Source organism: Streptomyces globosus, from assembly GCF_003325375.1.
GTDB classification, from domain to species: Bacteria; Actinomycetota; Actinomycetes; order Streptomycetales; family Streptomycetaceae; genus Streptomyces; species Streptomyces globosus_A.
Genome location: NZ_CP030862.1, coordinates 538,562 through 552,165, shown reverse-complemented (window position 1 = coordinate 552,165; position 13,604 = coordinate 538,562). Strand labels below are relative to the sequence as shown.

General features: G+C 73.6%; 12 protein-coding genes. 6 read left to right on the top strand and 6 right to left on the bottom strand.

The features are described 5' to 3' along the window. Positions 1 to 184: 184 nt before the first annotated feature. The 3 genes from C0216_RS02615 to C0216_RS02605 all read left to right on the top strand — a co-directional run bounded on the left by C0216_RS02615 (position 185) and on the right by C0216_RS02605 (position 3,757). Positions 185 to 1,042, top strand: a complete 858-nt coding sequence (locus C0216_RS02615) for an SDR family oxidoreductase (RefSeq protein ID WP_114053688.1) — start codon at positions 185 to 187, stop codon at positions 1,040 to 1,042. A gap of 175 nt (positions 1,043 to 1,217) precedes the next feature. Next, positions 1,218 to 2,228, top strand: a complete 1,011-nt coding sequence (gene rarD, locus C0216_RS02610; RefSeq protein WP_114058410.1) for an EamA family transporter RarD — start codon at positions 1,218 to 1,220, stop codon at positions 2,226 to 2,228. 212 nt (positions 2,229 to 2,440) lie between these two features. Next, positions 2,441 to 3,757 carry a M28 family metallopeptidase gene (locus C0216_RS02605; protein WP_114053687.1) on the top strand — a complete coding sequence of 439 codons (1,317 nt, stop codon included), beginning with the start codon at positions 2,441 to 2,443 and terminating at the stop codon, positions 3,755 to 3,757. Positions 3,758 to 3,772: 15 nt separating this feature from the next. Here the strand turns inward: C0216_RS02605 and C0216_RS02600 are convergent, their stop codons facing one another. The 3 genes from C0216_RS02600 to C0216_RS02590 all read right to left on the bottom strand — a co-directional run bounded on the left by C0216_RS02600 (position 3,773) and on the right by C0216_RS02590 (position 5,704). Next, positions 3,773 to 4,189, bottom strand: a complete 417-nt coding sequence (locus C0216_RS02600) for a hypothetical protein (RefSeq protein ID WP_246042288.1) — start codon at positions 4,187 to 4,189, stop codon at positions 3,773 to 3,775. Beyond that, positions 4,186 to 4,389, bottom strand: coding sequence for a plasmid partition protein ParG (locus C0216_RS02595; RefSeq protein WP_114053686.1), 204 nt, complete (start codon positions 4,387 to 4,389; stop codon positions 4,186 to 4,188). Before C0216_RS02595 ends, C0216_RS02600 begins: the two co-directional genes overlap by 4 nt. A gap of 121 nt (positions 4,390 to 4,510) precedes the next feature. After that, on the bottom strand, positions 4,511 to 5,704 hold the full coding sequence (locus tag C0216_RS02590) for a LolA family protein (RefSeq protein WP_114053685.1): 1,194 nt from the start codon (positions 5,702 to 5,704) through the stop codon (positions 4,511 to 4,513). 320 nt (positions 5,705 to 6,024) lie between these two features. On the opposite strand from C0216_RS02590, the gene C0216_RS02585 reads away from it, so the two are divergent. Then, positions 6,025 to 7,911: a DUF7507 domain-containing protein gene (locus C0216_RS02585; protein WP_114053684.1), complete on the top strand. Its 1,887-nt coding sequence runs from the start codon at positions 6,025 to 6,027 to the stop codon at positions 7,909 to 7,911. Positions 7,912 to 8,021: 110 nt separating this feature from the next. Here the strand turns inward: C0216_RS02585 and C0216_RS02580 are convergent, their stop codons facing one another. Beyond that, positions 8,022 to 8,282, bottom strand: a complete 261-nt coding sequence (locus C0216_RS02580; RefSeq protein WP_114053683.1) for a hypothetical protein — start codon at positions 8,280 to 8,282, stop codon at positions 8,022 to 8,024. 136 nt (positions 8,283 to 8,418) lie between these two features. On the opposite strand from C0216_RS02580, the gene C0216_RS02575 reads away from it, so the two are divergent. Continuing rightward, positions 8,419 to 9,299 (top strand): IS5 family transposase gene (locus C0216_RS02575; protein ID WP_114053682.1). Its coding sequence is split into 2 segments (ribosomal slippage): positions 8,419 to 8,779 and positions 8,779 to 9,299, totalling 882 coding nucleotides; the frame shifts between segments, so codons are not numbered across the junction. A 15-nt stretch (positions 9,300 to 9,314) separates the two neighbouring features. Here C0216_RS02575 and C0216_RS02570 read toward each other — a convergent pair. Then, complete coding sequence (locus C0216_RS02570) at positions 9,315 to 10,325, bottom strand: polyprenyl synthetase family protein (RefSeq protein ID WP_114053681.1); 1,011 nt, start codon at positions 10,323 to 10,325, stop codon at positions 9,315 to 9,317. 358 nt (positions 10,326 to 10,683) lie between these two features. Between C0216_RS02570 and C0216_RS02565 the strand changes: the two genes are divergently transcribed. Beyond that, positions 10,684 to 12,711: a CocE/NonD family hydrolase gene (locus C0216_RS02565; protein ID WP_114053680.1), complete on the top strand. Its 2,028-nt coding sequence runs from the start codon at positions 10,684 to 10,686 to the stop codon at positions 12,709 to 12,711. A gap of 71 nt (positions 12,712 to 12,782) precedes the next feature. Here C0216_RS02565 and C0216_RS02560 read toward each other — a convergent pair whose 3' ends face one another. Beyond that, positions 12,783 to 13,601, bottom strand: a complete 819-nt coding sequence (locus tag C0216_RS02560; protein WP_114053679.1) for an HAD family hydrolase — start codon at positions 13,599 to 13,601, stop codon at positions 12,783 to 12,785. Between the last annotated feature and the right edge of the window lie 3 nt (positions 13,602 to 13,604).

The following is a 13,604-nucleotide window of genomic DNA, read 5'->3' as shown; positions in this document are numbered from 1 at the left end:
TCCGGGCCTCGTCGTGTGCGGTGCGCGCCGCCCCGGCGGGCCGTCGCCGCGGGACGGGATGACGGGCCCGCACCGCAAGGAGGACGGGCCCGCACCACGAATACTTTCAAAAAGTTAGCGCTTTCTGTAAGGTGGTGCGTGAGCCGGGGAGAGGCCCCGCGCCCACTGCAAGGGAGCACCCGCCATGAGCATCGTCGTCACCGGAGCCACCGGAGCCCTCGGCCGCCTTGTCGTGGAGGAGCTGCTGGCCCGTGTCCCCGCGGCCGAGGTGGCCGCCGTCGTCCGGGACGGGGCGAAGGCCGCCGACCTCGCCGGGCGCGGGGTGGAGATCCGCATCGCCGACTACGACTCCCCCGAGAGCCTGGCCGGCGCCTTCCGCCGGGGCGACCGCGTCCTGCTGATCTCCGGCAACGAGGTGGGCCGGCGCACCGCGCAGCACACCGCCGTGATCGACGCGGCGAAGGCCGCCGGCGTGTCCCTCCTCGCCTACACCGGCATCCTCGGCGGCCCCGAGGCCGACTTCGAGCTGGCGGCGGAGCACAGGGCCACCGAGCAGGCCGTCCTCGACTCGGGCCTGCCTTACACCTTCCTGCGCAACGGCTGGTACCACGAGAACTACACGGGCCACCTGGCCGGCGTCCTGGAGCACGGCGCCGTCGTCGGCAGCGCGGGCGACGGGCGCGTCGCCTCCGCGGCGCGCGCCGACTACGCCGCCGCAGCGGCAGCCGTCCTGACCGGCGAGGGCCACGAGAACACGGTCTACGAACTCTCGGGCGACACCGCCTGGAGCCTCGCCGAGTACGCGGCCGAGGTCGCCGCGCAGTCCGGCCGCAAGGTCGCGTACACCGAGGTGCCGGCCGACGCCCACCTGTCGATCCTGACCGGCGCCGGGGTGCCCGAGGGCTTCGCGGCGCTCCTCGTCGACGTGGACGCGGCGATCTCCCGCGGCCGCCTCGCCCACACCGGCGGCGACCTGTCCCGGCTGATCGGCCGGCCCACCACGCCGATCTCCGCCGCGATCTCCGCCGCCCTGGCGGGCTGACCCGCCGCCCGCACCCCGCGCGCCCCGCCGCCGGGCGGAATCTGCGAGTCCGCCCGGCGCCGGCCGCACAAGACCCCGGATCTGTCATGAGTATCTCGCCGTTACGGGCATGACATCCGGGCTCCGCAGCGCTAAGTTCGTCGTGAGGTTGGCCGGAATGCGACGGGAGGCCTTCGTGAAGGCGGAGAACGAGCAGCGCACGGGTCTGCTCTACGGATTCGGCGCGTACGGGATGTGGGGCCTGGTGCCCCTGTTCTGGCCGCTCCTCAAGCCGGCCGGGGCGGTCGAGATCCTGGCCCACCGCATGGTGTGGTCGCTCGCCGTCGTCGGCGTACTGCTGCTGGCCCTGCGCCGCTGGGGATGGATACGCGAGCTCGCGCGGCAGCCCCGCAAGCTCGGCCTGACCGCGCTCGCCGCCTCGGTGATCTCCGTGAACTGGGGCCTGTACATCTGGGCGGTCAACAACGGCGCGGTGGTCGAGTCCAGCCTCGGCTACTTCATCAACCCGCTCGTCACCATCGCCATCGGCGTCCTCCTGCTCGGCGAGCGGCTGCGCCGCGCCCAGTGGGCGGCCGTCGGGATCGGCTTCGCCGCCGTGGTGGTGCTCGCCGTCGGATACGGGCGCCCGCCGTGGATCTCGCTGGTCCTCGCCTTCTCCTTCGCCGCGTACGGGCTGATCAAGAAGAAGCTCAACATGGGCGGCGTCGAATCGCTGGCCGCCGAGACCGCCCTGCTCTTCCCGCCCGCCCTCGCCTACCTCGTCTGGCTCGGCCTGCAGGGGCAGGCCGCCTTCGGCTCCGAGGGCCTCGCGCACTCGGCGCTCCTGGCCTCGACGGGACTCGTGACCGCGGTGCCGCTGGTGTTCTTCGGGGCGGCCGCGATCCGCGTCCCGCTGTCCACGCTCGGCCTGCTCCAATACCTCGCGCCTGTCTTCCAGTTCGCCCTCGGCGTCCTCTACTTCCGCGAGGCCATGCCGACGGAGCGCTGGATCGGCTTCTCCCTCGTCTGGGCCGCACTCGCCGTGCTGACCTGGGACGCCCTCCGCACCGCCCATGCCACGCGCGCCCGCCTGGCGGCCGCCGGGGCGGCAGCCGCCGATTCCGCCCCCCTGCCCGCCCCGGTGCCCGCTCCTTCCGCTTCCGCGGCCGCCGCGGCGCCGGCCGCCCCGGCGCCCGAGCGCGCGTAGGACGGCGCCCCCCGCGCCCCACGGCCCCCGCGATCCCCGTCACGCCACCCGCGTGACGGGGATCGTCCGTTTTCCGAACGACCCTGACCGGATCGCGGTCTTGACGGATGGTCATACCCTCACTCAACATCGGGCTCGCACTGACGCACGACTGCTCACCGCCATCCCCGCACGTTCCGTTCAATCCCCAACGGAATTCCCGGAGCCCCCACATGAGCCTGTCCGTCTCCAGGCGTCTTGCCGCCGCGACCGCGCTCGCGCTCGCCGGCCTGTTCGCCGCCACCGCGCCCGCCGCCCAAGCCTCACCCGCAGCAGCGGCCGCGGCCCCCACGCCGCCCGACATCCCGCTGGCCAACGTCAAGGCCCACCTGTCGCAGTTCCAGACGATCGCCAACAACAACGGCGGCAACCGCGCCCACGGCAGGGCCGGCTACAAGGCCTCGATCGACTACGTGAAGGGCAAGCTGGACGCGGCCGGCTTCACCACCACGGTGCAGACCTTCACGTACAACGGCACCACCGGCTACAACCTGATCGCCGACTGGCCGGGCGGCGACCCCGCCTCGGTGCTGATGGCCGGCGCGCACCTGGACTCGGTCAGCTCGGGCCCCGGCATCAACGACAACGGCTCCGGCTCCGCGGCCGTCCTGGAGGCCGCCCTGGCCGTCTCGCGCGCCCAGCTGCAGCCCACCAAGCACCTGCGGTTCGGCTGGTGGGGCGCGGAGGAGCTCGGCCTGGTCGGGTCGAAGTACTACGTCAACAACCTGCCGTCCGCCGAGCGCGCGAAGCTCTCCGGCTACCTGAACTTCGACATGATCGGCTCCTCGAACGCGGGCTACTTCGTCTACGACGACGACCCGGCGATCGAGCAGACCTTCAAGAACTACTTCTCCGGCATCGGCATCCCGACGGAGATCGAGACCGAGGGCGACGGGCGCTCCGACCACGCCTCCTTCAAGAACGTCGGCATCCCCGTCGGCGGCCTGTTCACCGGCGCCAGCCGCACCAAGACCTCGGCGCAGGCGCAGAAGTGGGGCGGCACCGCCGGCCAGGCCTTCGACCGCTGCTACCACTCCTCCTGCGACACCACCTCGGCCATCAACGACACCGCCCTGGACCGCAACAGCGACGCCATCGCCTACGCGATCTGGCACCTGGGCGCCTCCACCCCGGTTCCGCCGGGCCCGTCGTTCGAGAACACCGCCGACGTGAGCATCCCGGACTACCCGGGCTCCGCGGTGAGCTCGCCGATCACGGTCTCGGGGGTCGCGGGCAACGCGCCGGCCACCACCAAGGTGGACGTCAACATCGTCCACACCTACCGCGGGGACCTCGTCGTCGACCTGGTCGCCCCGGACGGCAGCGTCTACAACCTGCACAACCGCAGCGGCGGCAGCGCCGACAACATCGTCGGGTCCTACACGGTCAACGCCTCCTCCGAGACGGCCAACGGCGTGTGGAACCTCCGGGTCCGGGACGCCGCCGCCCAGGACGTCGGCTACGTCAACAGCTGGAAGATCACCTTCTGACGGTGTCTCCGCGCTCTACGCCTCCCCGCCGCGCAGCCCCGGGGAGGCGTCGAGCGGTTCCCTGATCAGGGCGCGCAGCTCCTCGGCCACGGCCCCGACGTCGGCCCGGCCCAGCTTCGCCGCCTCCACGAGGTCGCCGAGCTCCTCGGGCGAGGGCAGCTGCTTCGCCCCGGCGACGCGCAGGTAGGAGCGGGTGGCGGCGGCCGCGTAGAACTCGTTCATCGGCGATTCGAGCGCCGGGCACACCGCGAGGGTGTGCAGGAACGCGGCGGCCCGCCACGCGGTGTCCGGGGCGGGCTGTTCGGGCACCAGGACGAGGTCGTTCCGGTGGCGGGCGACGGCGGCGGCCACCCCTGAGGGATCCCACACGGCGGGATCCGACGGCAGATGGTGGGCCAGAGCGGTCCAGGCCCACTCCATGGTGATCTTCAATTGCCGAACCGCTCCTGGAAGTAGCCCCAGTGGACGGCGAACTCCTCTATCCCGGAGAGGAAGTTGCTCCGGTCCTCGTCGAGTTCCCGCTCCGTGACCTCGGTGATCAGCGCGGTGACCGTCGTCCCCATGGCCGCCGCTCGCGCCTTGAGGCGGTCGTGGAACTCCTCGTCCAGGCGGATGGTGACGTGTCTCGACATGCCTGACACGGTACAGCGGCCCCGCTGTACGCGGGGCCGGAACGGGCCGGGGGTGGGCGGGGACACAGTCCCCGCCCACCCCCGGTGTGCGCCGCGCGGCCCGTACGGCCGCCGCGGCCGGTCACCTGTCGGCGTTCGCCGCCTTCAGCAGGGCGTCCTTGGTGACGGCGCCGGCGTAGACGCGGCCGTCGTCGGTGATCAGGGCGTTGACCACCCGGGTGGAGAAGACGCGGCCCTCACCGAAGGAGCCCTTCACCTTGTCGCCCAGGGAGTCCAGGAACTGCTTGGCCTCCTTCGGCGCGTTCTTGTCGTTCTCGATGTCCTTCAGGCCCCGGCCCGCACCGGTGTCGATCCGGGCGATCGCCGACCAGCCCTCGCCTATGACCTTCGAGGGGCCGGCGGCGCCGGCGCCGCCGGTGACGGCCTCCAGGCCGGGGAAGGCCTCCAGGCCCTTGAACTCCTTCTCGTGGCCCGGCCCGCGGCCGCCGGGCGCGCTCTCGGTGACCTTGGCGCCCTTGGGGGCGGTGAAGGCGAAGGTGTCCGCGGCGGGCCTGGCGAAGTCGACCTTCGTGAAGCCGGCGTCCAGGATCGGCTTGCCGCCCTCCACCGAGAGCACCTGGACGCGCAGCGGCACGCCGTTCTGCGCGTCGACCGCGATCTTGGCGGAGGAGAGGGTCGAGCCGCCGTGCTTGGGCTTGAGGACCAGCTGGTAGGCGTCGCGGCCGGCGACCTGCGCGGTCTCGCCGACGCTGACCTCGGTGGTCGGGCCGGCGGCCTCCAGCACCTCCTTGGCCACCTGCTGCGGGGAGGCGCCGGCCCGGTCGGCCGTCTTGTGGCGGTCCCCGCCGGCCGCCCCGGCGTCCTTCTCGTGCCAGACCTCGTTGGCCTTGCTGTCGTAGGCCCAGACCTCGGCGCCGTTGTGGATCAGGCTGTACTCGTCCTTGCCGTCGACGAACGTCAGCTTCTGGCGGTCGGGGCCGTCGGCCGCGACGCGCAGCGTGTGCGTGCCGTTCGCCAGCTGCGCGAGCTTCTCCTGCGGGTCGGCCGAGCCGCCGGCGACGCCCCCGCCGCCGAGCAGGCCGCTCGCGAAGGACGGCAGCCCCAGGTCCGTGGTGATCTTCGCGCTGCCGGAGAACTGCTGCACGTCCGACGCGGCGATCTTCTCGATCAGCTGCTGGGCCGTCACCTTCGGCAGCTCGGGGCTGCCGGCGTTGGCGAAGGCCGGGACCATCGCCACGGTCGCGGCGGCCACACCCGCCACCGCGACCGGTACGGCGTACCGGGCGGCCTTGCGGGTCTTGTCGTTCGTTGCCATGTCTGCCCTGCCTCTTCGTCTACGGGGGCTCTTCGTCGCTTCCGGTGGGGTGTCTCCATGGGACCAAACGGGCGGGGTCCGGGGCGTCACCCCTCGGACTCAACTGCGCGTACGCCCAGGGGATGACACGGCGCGGCCTCCCCCTCCCCCACCCGTAGGGGACGGGGGCCCCGGTACTCCACGTGGGTGCTGATGATCCTTTTATGTGTCATATGTCCCCTTCGCGGCTTACGGCGTGAGTAAATCTCCACCGGCCCACCGGCGGACGGCGGGCCCGGCGCGGGCGCCAACGCGGCGCCGCAGCGAGAAGTGGAGGACTGATGACCCTGCTCCCACGAGGTGCCTCGCGGCACCGGCTGACGGCCGCGGCCGTCGCTCTGGTCCTGGGGTTGACGGGCACCGGAGCGCTGCTGGGCTCTCAGGCCGCCGCCGCCCAGCCGACCCAGGCGCGGCATGCGGTGGCGGGCACCTCGGCCGCCGGTCCACGGGCGGCGCTCGCGGACTGTCCCCCCAGCCCGCTGTGGGCGAACACCGGCGGCACCGCCCGCCGGCTCATCCAGTACGACACGGAGGGCGGCGTCCTCTCCTCCGCCCCGGCGGTCCGCGACTACGGCGACATCGCCTTCAGCGCGGACGGGACGAGGCTGTACGGGGTCGACTTCCCCGGCAGGGGATCGACGACGCTCTACACCCTCGACCCGGTGACCGGGGCGGAGACCGCGAGCGTCCCGGTCACCGGTCCGATCGCGGACCTGAGCGCGCAGGGCTCGTCCGCGGTCAACGGCCTGACGGCGCGGGCGGACGGCATGCTGATCGCCGGCTCGTTCGGGACCGGCCGGATCTTCCTCATCGATCCGGCCACCGGCGCGAGCAGCGCGGCGCCGTACGCGTTCCCCGCCGGATTCGTCTCCGCGGGCGACTTCCTGACCCTGGCCGACGGCGACATCCTGGCCTTCGCCTCCCCCGCGGGCCAGACCAGCGCCCCGTCCGCGGTGTTCCGCATCCATCCCGACAACACCGTGACCCAGATCGGGACGATCCCCCAGATGTTCGGGGGCGCACTGTCCGGCGGCAGCGTGTACGCCTTCGGCTCGGCGGGGGACATCTACCGGCTCACCAGCCTGCCGACGGCGGAGTCGGCGGAGCCGCTGCCGGTCACCGTCGTCGAGGCGACCGGCAGCCCCTTCTTCGGGGCCACCGCGCTCCAGGACGCCGGGCAGTGCCCCGAGCCCGCGTACACGGTGGAGAAGACCGCGTCGACCGCCGGGCCCGTGGACCCGGGCGACACCGTCACCTACACCGTCACGGTGACCAACACCGGCGAGGTCCTGGCCAACGCCGCCTTCAGCGACGACCTGTCCGGCATCCTCGACGACGGCGCCGTGGTACCGGGCTCGGTGAACGCGTCGACGGGGACGGCCGAGCTGGACGGCCGGACGCTGGCCTGGAGCGGGCTGCTGCCCGCGCAGGCCACGGCCACCGTGACCTACCAGGTCCGGGTCGACTCGCCGACCGCCGGCGACCACAGCCTCCGCAACACCGTCACCCCCACCGCCCAGGGCGGCACCTGCACCGCGGCGGGCAGGTGCACGGTCACCGTGCCCGTCACGTCCGCCGAGCCGAGGCTGCGGATCCGCAAGGACGTCGAGGAGAGCGCCTTCACGAAGGCCGGCGAGGTCCTGCACTACACCTTCGAGGTGACGAACACGGGCACCGTACCGGTCAGCGACATCCACCTCACCGACGACGGCCCCGGCACCCCGCCGGTCACCTGTCCCGCCACCACCCTGGCCCCGGGCGCGTCCATGACCTGCACCGCCACCTACACGACGACCGAGGCCGACGTGAAGGCCGGCCGCATCAAGAACACGGCGACCGCCACCGGCCGGGGCCCCGACGGCACGACGGTGACCACGACGAGCAACCGGGTCACCCTGGTGGCCTGCCCCTGCAAGGACGACTGCTCGCACGTCGAGCGCCACAAGGTGAAGATCGCGTCCAAGAAGCCGGTGAAGATCCACAGCGGCCCGGGCAGCGACCAGGAACCCACCGGCACGCTCAAGGCGCACTCCCACACGTCGGTGATCTGCCAGACGAACGGCGAGGACGTCGAGGGCAACCCGGTCTGGTACCGCCTGGCCGACGGCCGCGGCTGGATCCCCGCCCGCCACGCCCAGGCCGACTCCGCGATCCCGCCCTGCAGCTGACGCCCCGACGGCTCCCCGGACCGCCCGGTGCGGCCGGGGGGCCGCCCCTGTCAGGGCGCCGGATCAGGCATCGGACCGCGCGCCGTCCGGGGCCGTGCGCACGGCGCCGCTCACCGGGCGATCGCCCGGGCCAGCCGCCGGTCCAACTCGCTGTCGAGGTCCTGCACCTCGGCAGGGGTCGGAGCGTGGCCGCTCCACTCCTTCAGCGCGGCCCGCGCCTGCCCGGCTTGCCCGGCCCGCTCCTGCGGGGCGGGCAGGGTTCCGGCGAGCCGGACCAGGTAGGCGCGCAGTGACAGGCCCTCCTCCGCCGCCGCTGCGGCGAGCCGGTCACGGGCCTCCTGGGAGATGCGGAGACAGACGTCGGGCCCCATCAGGCCTCCTCCACCCGGGCGGGTTACGGACGCGTACCGCGCCCAGGGTAGGCCCTGGCACGGCAACGGTCCTGCCGTACTAGGGACTGTCCGGCGGATCATGTGACTGTCGGATTGCTGTCTCGTTGTTCCCGGCATGGGGCGGGGTGATCTGACGAATGCCGAGTGGGTTCGGCTGGAGCCGCACTTGCCGGCGTTGGGGCGGCGTGGCGGTCGGTGGAGCGATCACCGCAGGGTGATCAACGGGATCTTGTTCCGGGTCCGAACGGGCATACCGTGGCGGGATCTTCCCGAGCGTTTCGGCAGCTGGAAGACCGTCTATGAACGGCACCGGCGCTGGTCGGCGGACGGCACGTGGGACCAGATCCTGCGTGCCGTCCAGGCCGACGCCGACCTCGCGGGACGGATCGACTGGAGCATGGTCAGCGTCGACTCGACGTCCTGCCGGGCCCATCAGCACGCGGCAGGGGCCCGCAAGAAGAAGCCACGCGTCCCGAAAAAAGGACAACGCCCCGGCACCACCGCCCCGACGAAGGACTCGGACGGTCCCGGGGCGGCCTGACCTGCAAGATCCACCTCGCGGGTGAAGGCGGATGCAGGCCGATGGCCTTCCTCCTCACCCCCGGCCAGTGGGGCGACGCCCCGCAGATGATCGAGGTCCTTGAACGCATCCGGGTGCCCCGCCCGCAGGGCGGTCATCCGCGCACCCGGCCGGATCGCGTCGGTGGCGACAAGGCATACAGCTCACGCCGCAACCGCCGTTACCTGCGAAGACGCCAGATCAAGCACACCATCCCGGAACCGAAGGACCAGCGGGCCAACCGCAAACGGCGCGGCAGCAAGGGCGGCCGGCCCACCGGCTTCGACAGTGAGATCTACAAGCGTCGAAACGAGGTCGAGCGCACGATCAACCGGCTCAAGAACTCCCGCGCCGTCGCCACCCGCTACGACAAAAGGGCCTACGTATTCCACGGCACCGTCACGGTTGCGGCGATCCGCCTATGGCTCCGACCGTGATCCGCCGGACAGGTCCTAGCCCGCGCGGTGGACCACCGCGTCGCAGAGTTCCTCCAGGGCCGACTTCGCGAAGCACTCCGGCAGGGGGGCCAGCGTGGCCCGGGCCTCCTGCGCGTAGCGGACGGTGTCGCGGCGGGCCTGCTCCAGCGCGGGGTGGACCCGCAGCCGTGCGAGGACCTCGGCATGGCGGGCGTCGTCGGCGAGGTCGCCGTCGAGGAGGCGTACGAGGTCCAGGTCGGCGGGGTCGCCGCCCTGCTCGGCCCGCTCCCGCAGCAGCAGCACGGGCAGGGTCGGGATGCCCTCGCGCAGGTCGGTCCCCGGCGTCTTGCCGGACTCGTGCGAGTCGGAGGCGATGTCGAGGACGTCGTCGGCAAGCTGGAAGGCGGTGCCGAGGCGCTCGCCGTACTGGGTCAGGATGTCGACGACGGAGTCGTCGGCGCCGGACATCAGGGCGCCGAACCGGCCGGAGACGGCGATCAGCGAGCCGGTCTTGCCGGCGATGACGTCGAGGTAGTGGGCGACCGGGTCGCGGCCGTCGCGCGGGCCGGCCGTCTCCAGGATCTGGCCGGTCACGAGGCGCTCGAAGGCCTCGGCCTGGATGCGCACGGCCTCGGGGCCGAGGTCGGCGAGGATGTGCGAGGCGCGGGCGAAGAGGAAGTCGCCCGTGAGGACGGCGACCGAGTTGCCCCAGCGGGCGTTGGCGCTGGGGACGCCGCGGCGCACGTCCGCCTCGTCCATGACGTCGTCGTGGTAGAGCGTGGCCAGGTGGGTGAGCTCGACGACCACCGCGGAGGGGACGACCCCGGGCGCGTACGGGTCGCCGAACTGGGCGGCGAGCATGACCAGCAGCGGCCGGAACCGCTTGCCGCCGGCCTTGACCAGGTGCTGCGCGGCCTCGGTGATGAAGGGGACTTCGCTCTTGGTGGCCTCCAGCAGACCCGCCTCGACGGCGGCCAGTCCGGCCTGGACATCGGCCTCAAGAGCCTGGTCCCGCACGCTCAGTCCGAACGGCCCGACGACGGTCACGAGGGGTACTCCTGTCTGCTGACGATCACGCTGACGATCACCTGGATTGTCGATGTGTCGCTGCCATCACTCAAGCCAGCGTATCCGGTCCGATTTCGATCACGGAGAGCACCCGTCGTGCCGCCGTCCCCGCACTGTCCGATCCACCCCGGTATGTTCGGAAAAAGCCGAAAGAAACCGGAGCGCACGCCTTGCCCAGACCCGTGATCGACACGGCGGAGCCCGCGGAGCCGGCGCCCGCAGGGGCCGGACAGCCCGGCCTCCGCCCCCATGGTCCCGCGCGCCCGCGCCGCAGGCGGACGGCTCGCCGACCGGACGCCGGCCCCGCACCGGCCGGGAGCACGGCGGAGGCCCCCGTATGAGCGTCCGCACCGACTTCCCGTACGGGACCGCGCGCGAGGATGTCCGGATCCCGATGCCCGACGGCATCGCCCTGTACGCCCGGATCTGGCGCCCGGTGACCCCGGAGCCGGTGCCCGCCCTGCTGGAGTACGCGCCCCACCGGCTGACCGACCGCACCGCTCCCCGCGACGCCCGCCGCCACCCCTGGTACGCCGGCCACGGCTACGCCTCGGTCCGGGTGGACGTCCGCGGCCACGGCTGCAGCGGCGGCGTGCCCGGCGGCCCGTACGCGCCGTACGCCCGGGGCGGCGACGGCCCGGAGGCCGCCGACGGGGTCGCGGTGGTGCGCTGGCTGGCGGCGCAGCCGTGGTGCACGGGGGCGGTGGGGATGTTCGGCATGTCCTGGGCCGGCGCACTGGCCCTGCGGATCGCCTCCCTGGCGCCCGACGCGCTGCGCGCCGTGGTCGCGGTGTGCGCGGCGGACGACGCCTTCGGCGGCGCCGCGCCCTACCTGGGCGGCTCGGTCGTCGCCGCGGACGGACACGCCGGGTCGGCGGCGCTGCTCGCGCTGGCCGCCCGGCCCCCGGACCCCCTGTACGCCGGCGACGACTGGCGCGAGCAGTGGCTGACGCGGCTGGAGGCGCTCGAACCGCCCTCCGGCACCTGGCTGGCCCACCAGACCCGGGACGCCCACTGGGCGCACGGCCGCCTCTGCGAGGACCCCGCCGCCGTCCGGGCGGGCGTCCTCGCCGTGGGCGGCCTCCACGACCCGTACCGGGACACCGTGCTCCGGCTGGTGTCCCGCCTGCCGCCCGGCCGGGTCCGCGGCCTGCTCGGCCCCTGGCCGCACGCCTACCCCGACCGCGGGCTGCCGCCGGGCCCGGCGATCGGCTTCCTGCAGGAGACCCTGCGCTGGTGGGACCACTGGCTGCGGGGCGCGGCCAACGGGGTGATGGACGAGCCGCTGCTGCGGACCTGGATCTGCGCCTCCCGCCCGCCGGCCACCGCGTACGGGGAGCTGCCGGGGAGGTGGGCGGGCGAGGCCGCCTGGCCGCCGCCGGCCGTCGCACCGGTCACGTACGCGCTGCGGGGCGAGCCGGTGGAGGTGGCCTCGCCGCAGCACACCGGGCTGGACGCGGGCCGGTTCGTCCCGCGCGGCGGCGACGCCGACCTGCCGCCCGACCAGCGGGAGGAGGACGCGAAGTCCGCGTGCTTCGAGTTCCCCGTCGCGGCCGGGCAGCCGGTCGAGGTGCTGGGCCGGCCGCAGGTGGCGCTGCGGCTGCGGCTGGACGTCCCGCACGGGCAGGTCGCGGCACGGCTGTGCGACGTCACCCCCGACGGCTCCTCGACGCTGGTCACCCGCGGCGCGCTGAACCTGTCCGCGCGGCTCGGCCCGGAGAAGGCGGTGCCGTGGCCGGCGGGGGCGTACGAGGACGTCGTCCTCGACCTGGGCGCCGCCGCATACGCGTTCCCGCCGGGGCACCGCATCCGGCTCGCCCTCTCCTCCGCGTACTGGCCGTGGCTGTGGCCGCGGGCCGGGTCGGAGGCGGGCTGGACGCTGGACCCGGCGGGCAGCGCGCTGGTCCTGCCCGTCCGCGGCCCGTCGCCGCAGACCGACGCCGGCGTCGGCTTCGCGCCGCCCGAGCAGGCGCCGCCGCTCGGGGCCGTCGTCCCGGAGACCCTCGACCCGCCGCGCCCGCCGCGGCGGGTCGTCCGGGACGTCGCGGCCGGGACGTGGCGGCTTGAGGCGGCGCCCCGGCCGGAGTGGCGCAGGATCCACCCGGACGGGCTGGAGTACGCCGAGGACGCGGACGAGGAGTACGCGATCCGCGACGGCGACGCCCTGTCTGCCCGTGTCCGCTGCACGTGGCGGATCCGGCTGCACCGGCCCGGCCTCGACTGGGACACCGTGGTGGAGGCCCGCTCGGAGACCTCCTGCGACGCGGACGCCTTCCACACGGAGGACGAGCTGCTGTGCCGGGAGGGCGGGGAGGCCGTCTTCCACCGCACCTGGCGCCGGAGCCACCCGCGCACGGGGGGCTGAGGCCCCGCGCCGGGCGGCGCCGGGGGCAGGCCGCGCCCCCGGCGCAGGCCGCGCACGGCCCGCCGGGCGGCTCAGCCGTAGAGGCGCTCCAGCACCACCGCGATGCCGTCCTCCTCGTTCGACAGCGTCACCTCGTCGGCGACCGCGACGAGTTCGCGGTGGGCGTCGGCCATGGCCACCCCGTACCCGGCCCACGCGAACATGGGGACGTCGTTCGGCATGTCCCCGAAGGCGATCGTGCCCGGCCCCCCGACCCCCAGCAGCTCCGCCGCCAGCGCCAGCCCGCTCGCCTTGCTCACCCCCGGCGGCTGGAGCTCGACCGTGTGCTCCCCCGCCATCGTCACGTTGACCATGTGCCCGACGACCCCGCGGGCGAGCCGGGTCAGCTCGTCGTCGTCGAGCGCCGGGTGCTGCAGGAGCACCTTCGTGATCGGCGCCGCCCACAGGTCCGCGCGCCGGCGCACCCGGACCGTCGGCAGGTGCGGGTGCGGCATCCGGTAGCCGGGCCCTATCAGCATCGCCGCGTCGACCCCCTCCTGGTCGACGGCCGCGTACACCTCGCCGATCTCGGCCTCGATCTTGCCGAGCGCCACCTCCGCCAGCTCACGGTCCATTTCGACGGAGTGCAGCAGGACGCCGCGCGCCGTGTCGTACAACTGCGCGCCCTGCCCGCACACCGCGAGCCCCGTATATCCCAACCTGTCAAGAACATGGCGTACCTGCGGTACGGGGCGCCCGGTGACGATGATGTGCTGCGCGCCCGCAGCGCGCGCCGTCGCGAGCGCCGTGTACGAGCGGGCGGAGACGGTGTCTCCGGCGCGCAGCAGGGTCCCGTCCAGATCAGTGGCGACCAGAGAGAAGGGGAGGGCCGAAAGCGGGGCGGAAGTCACGGC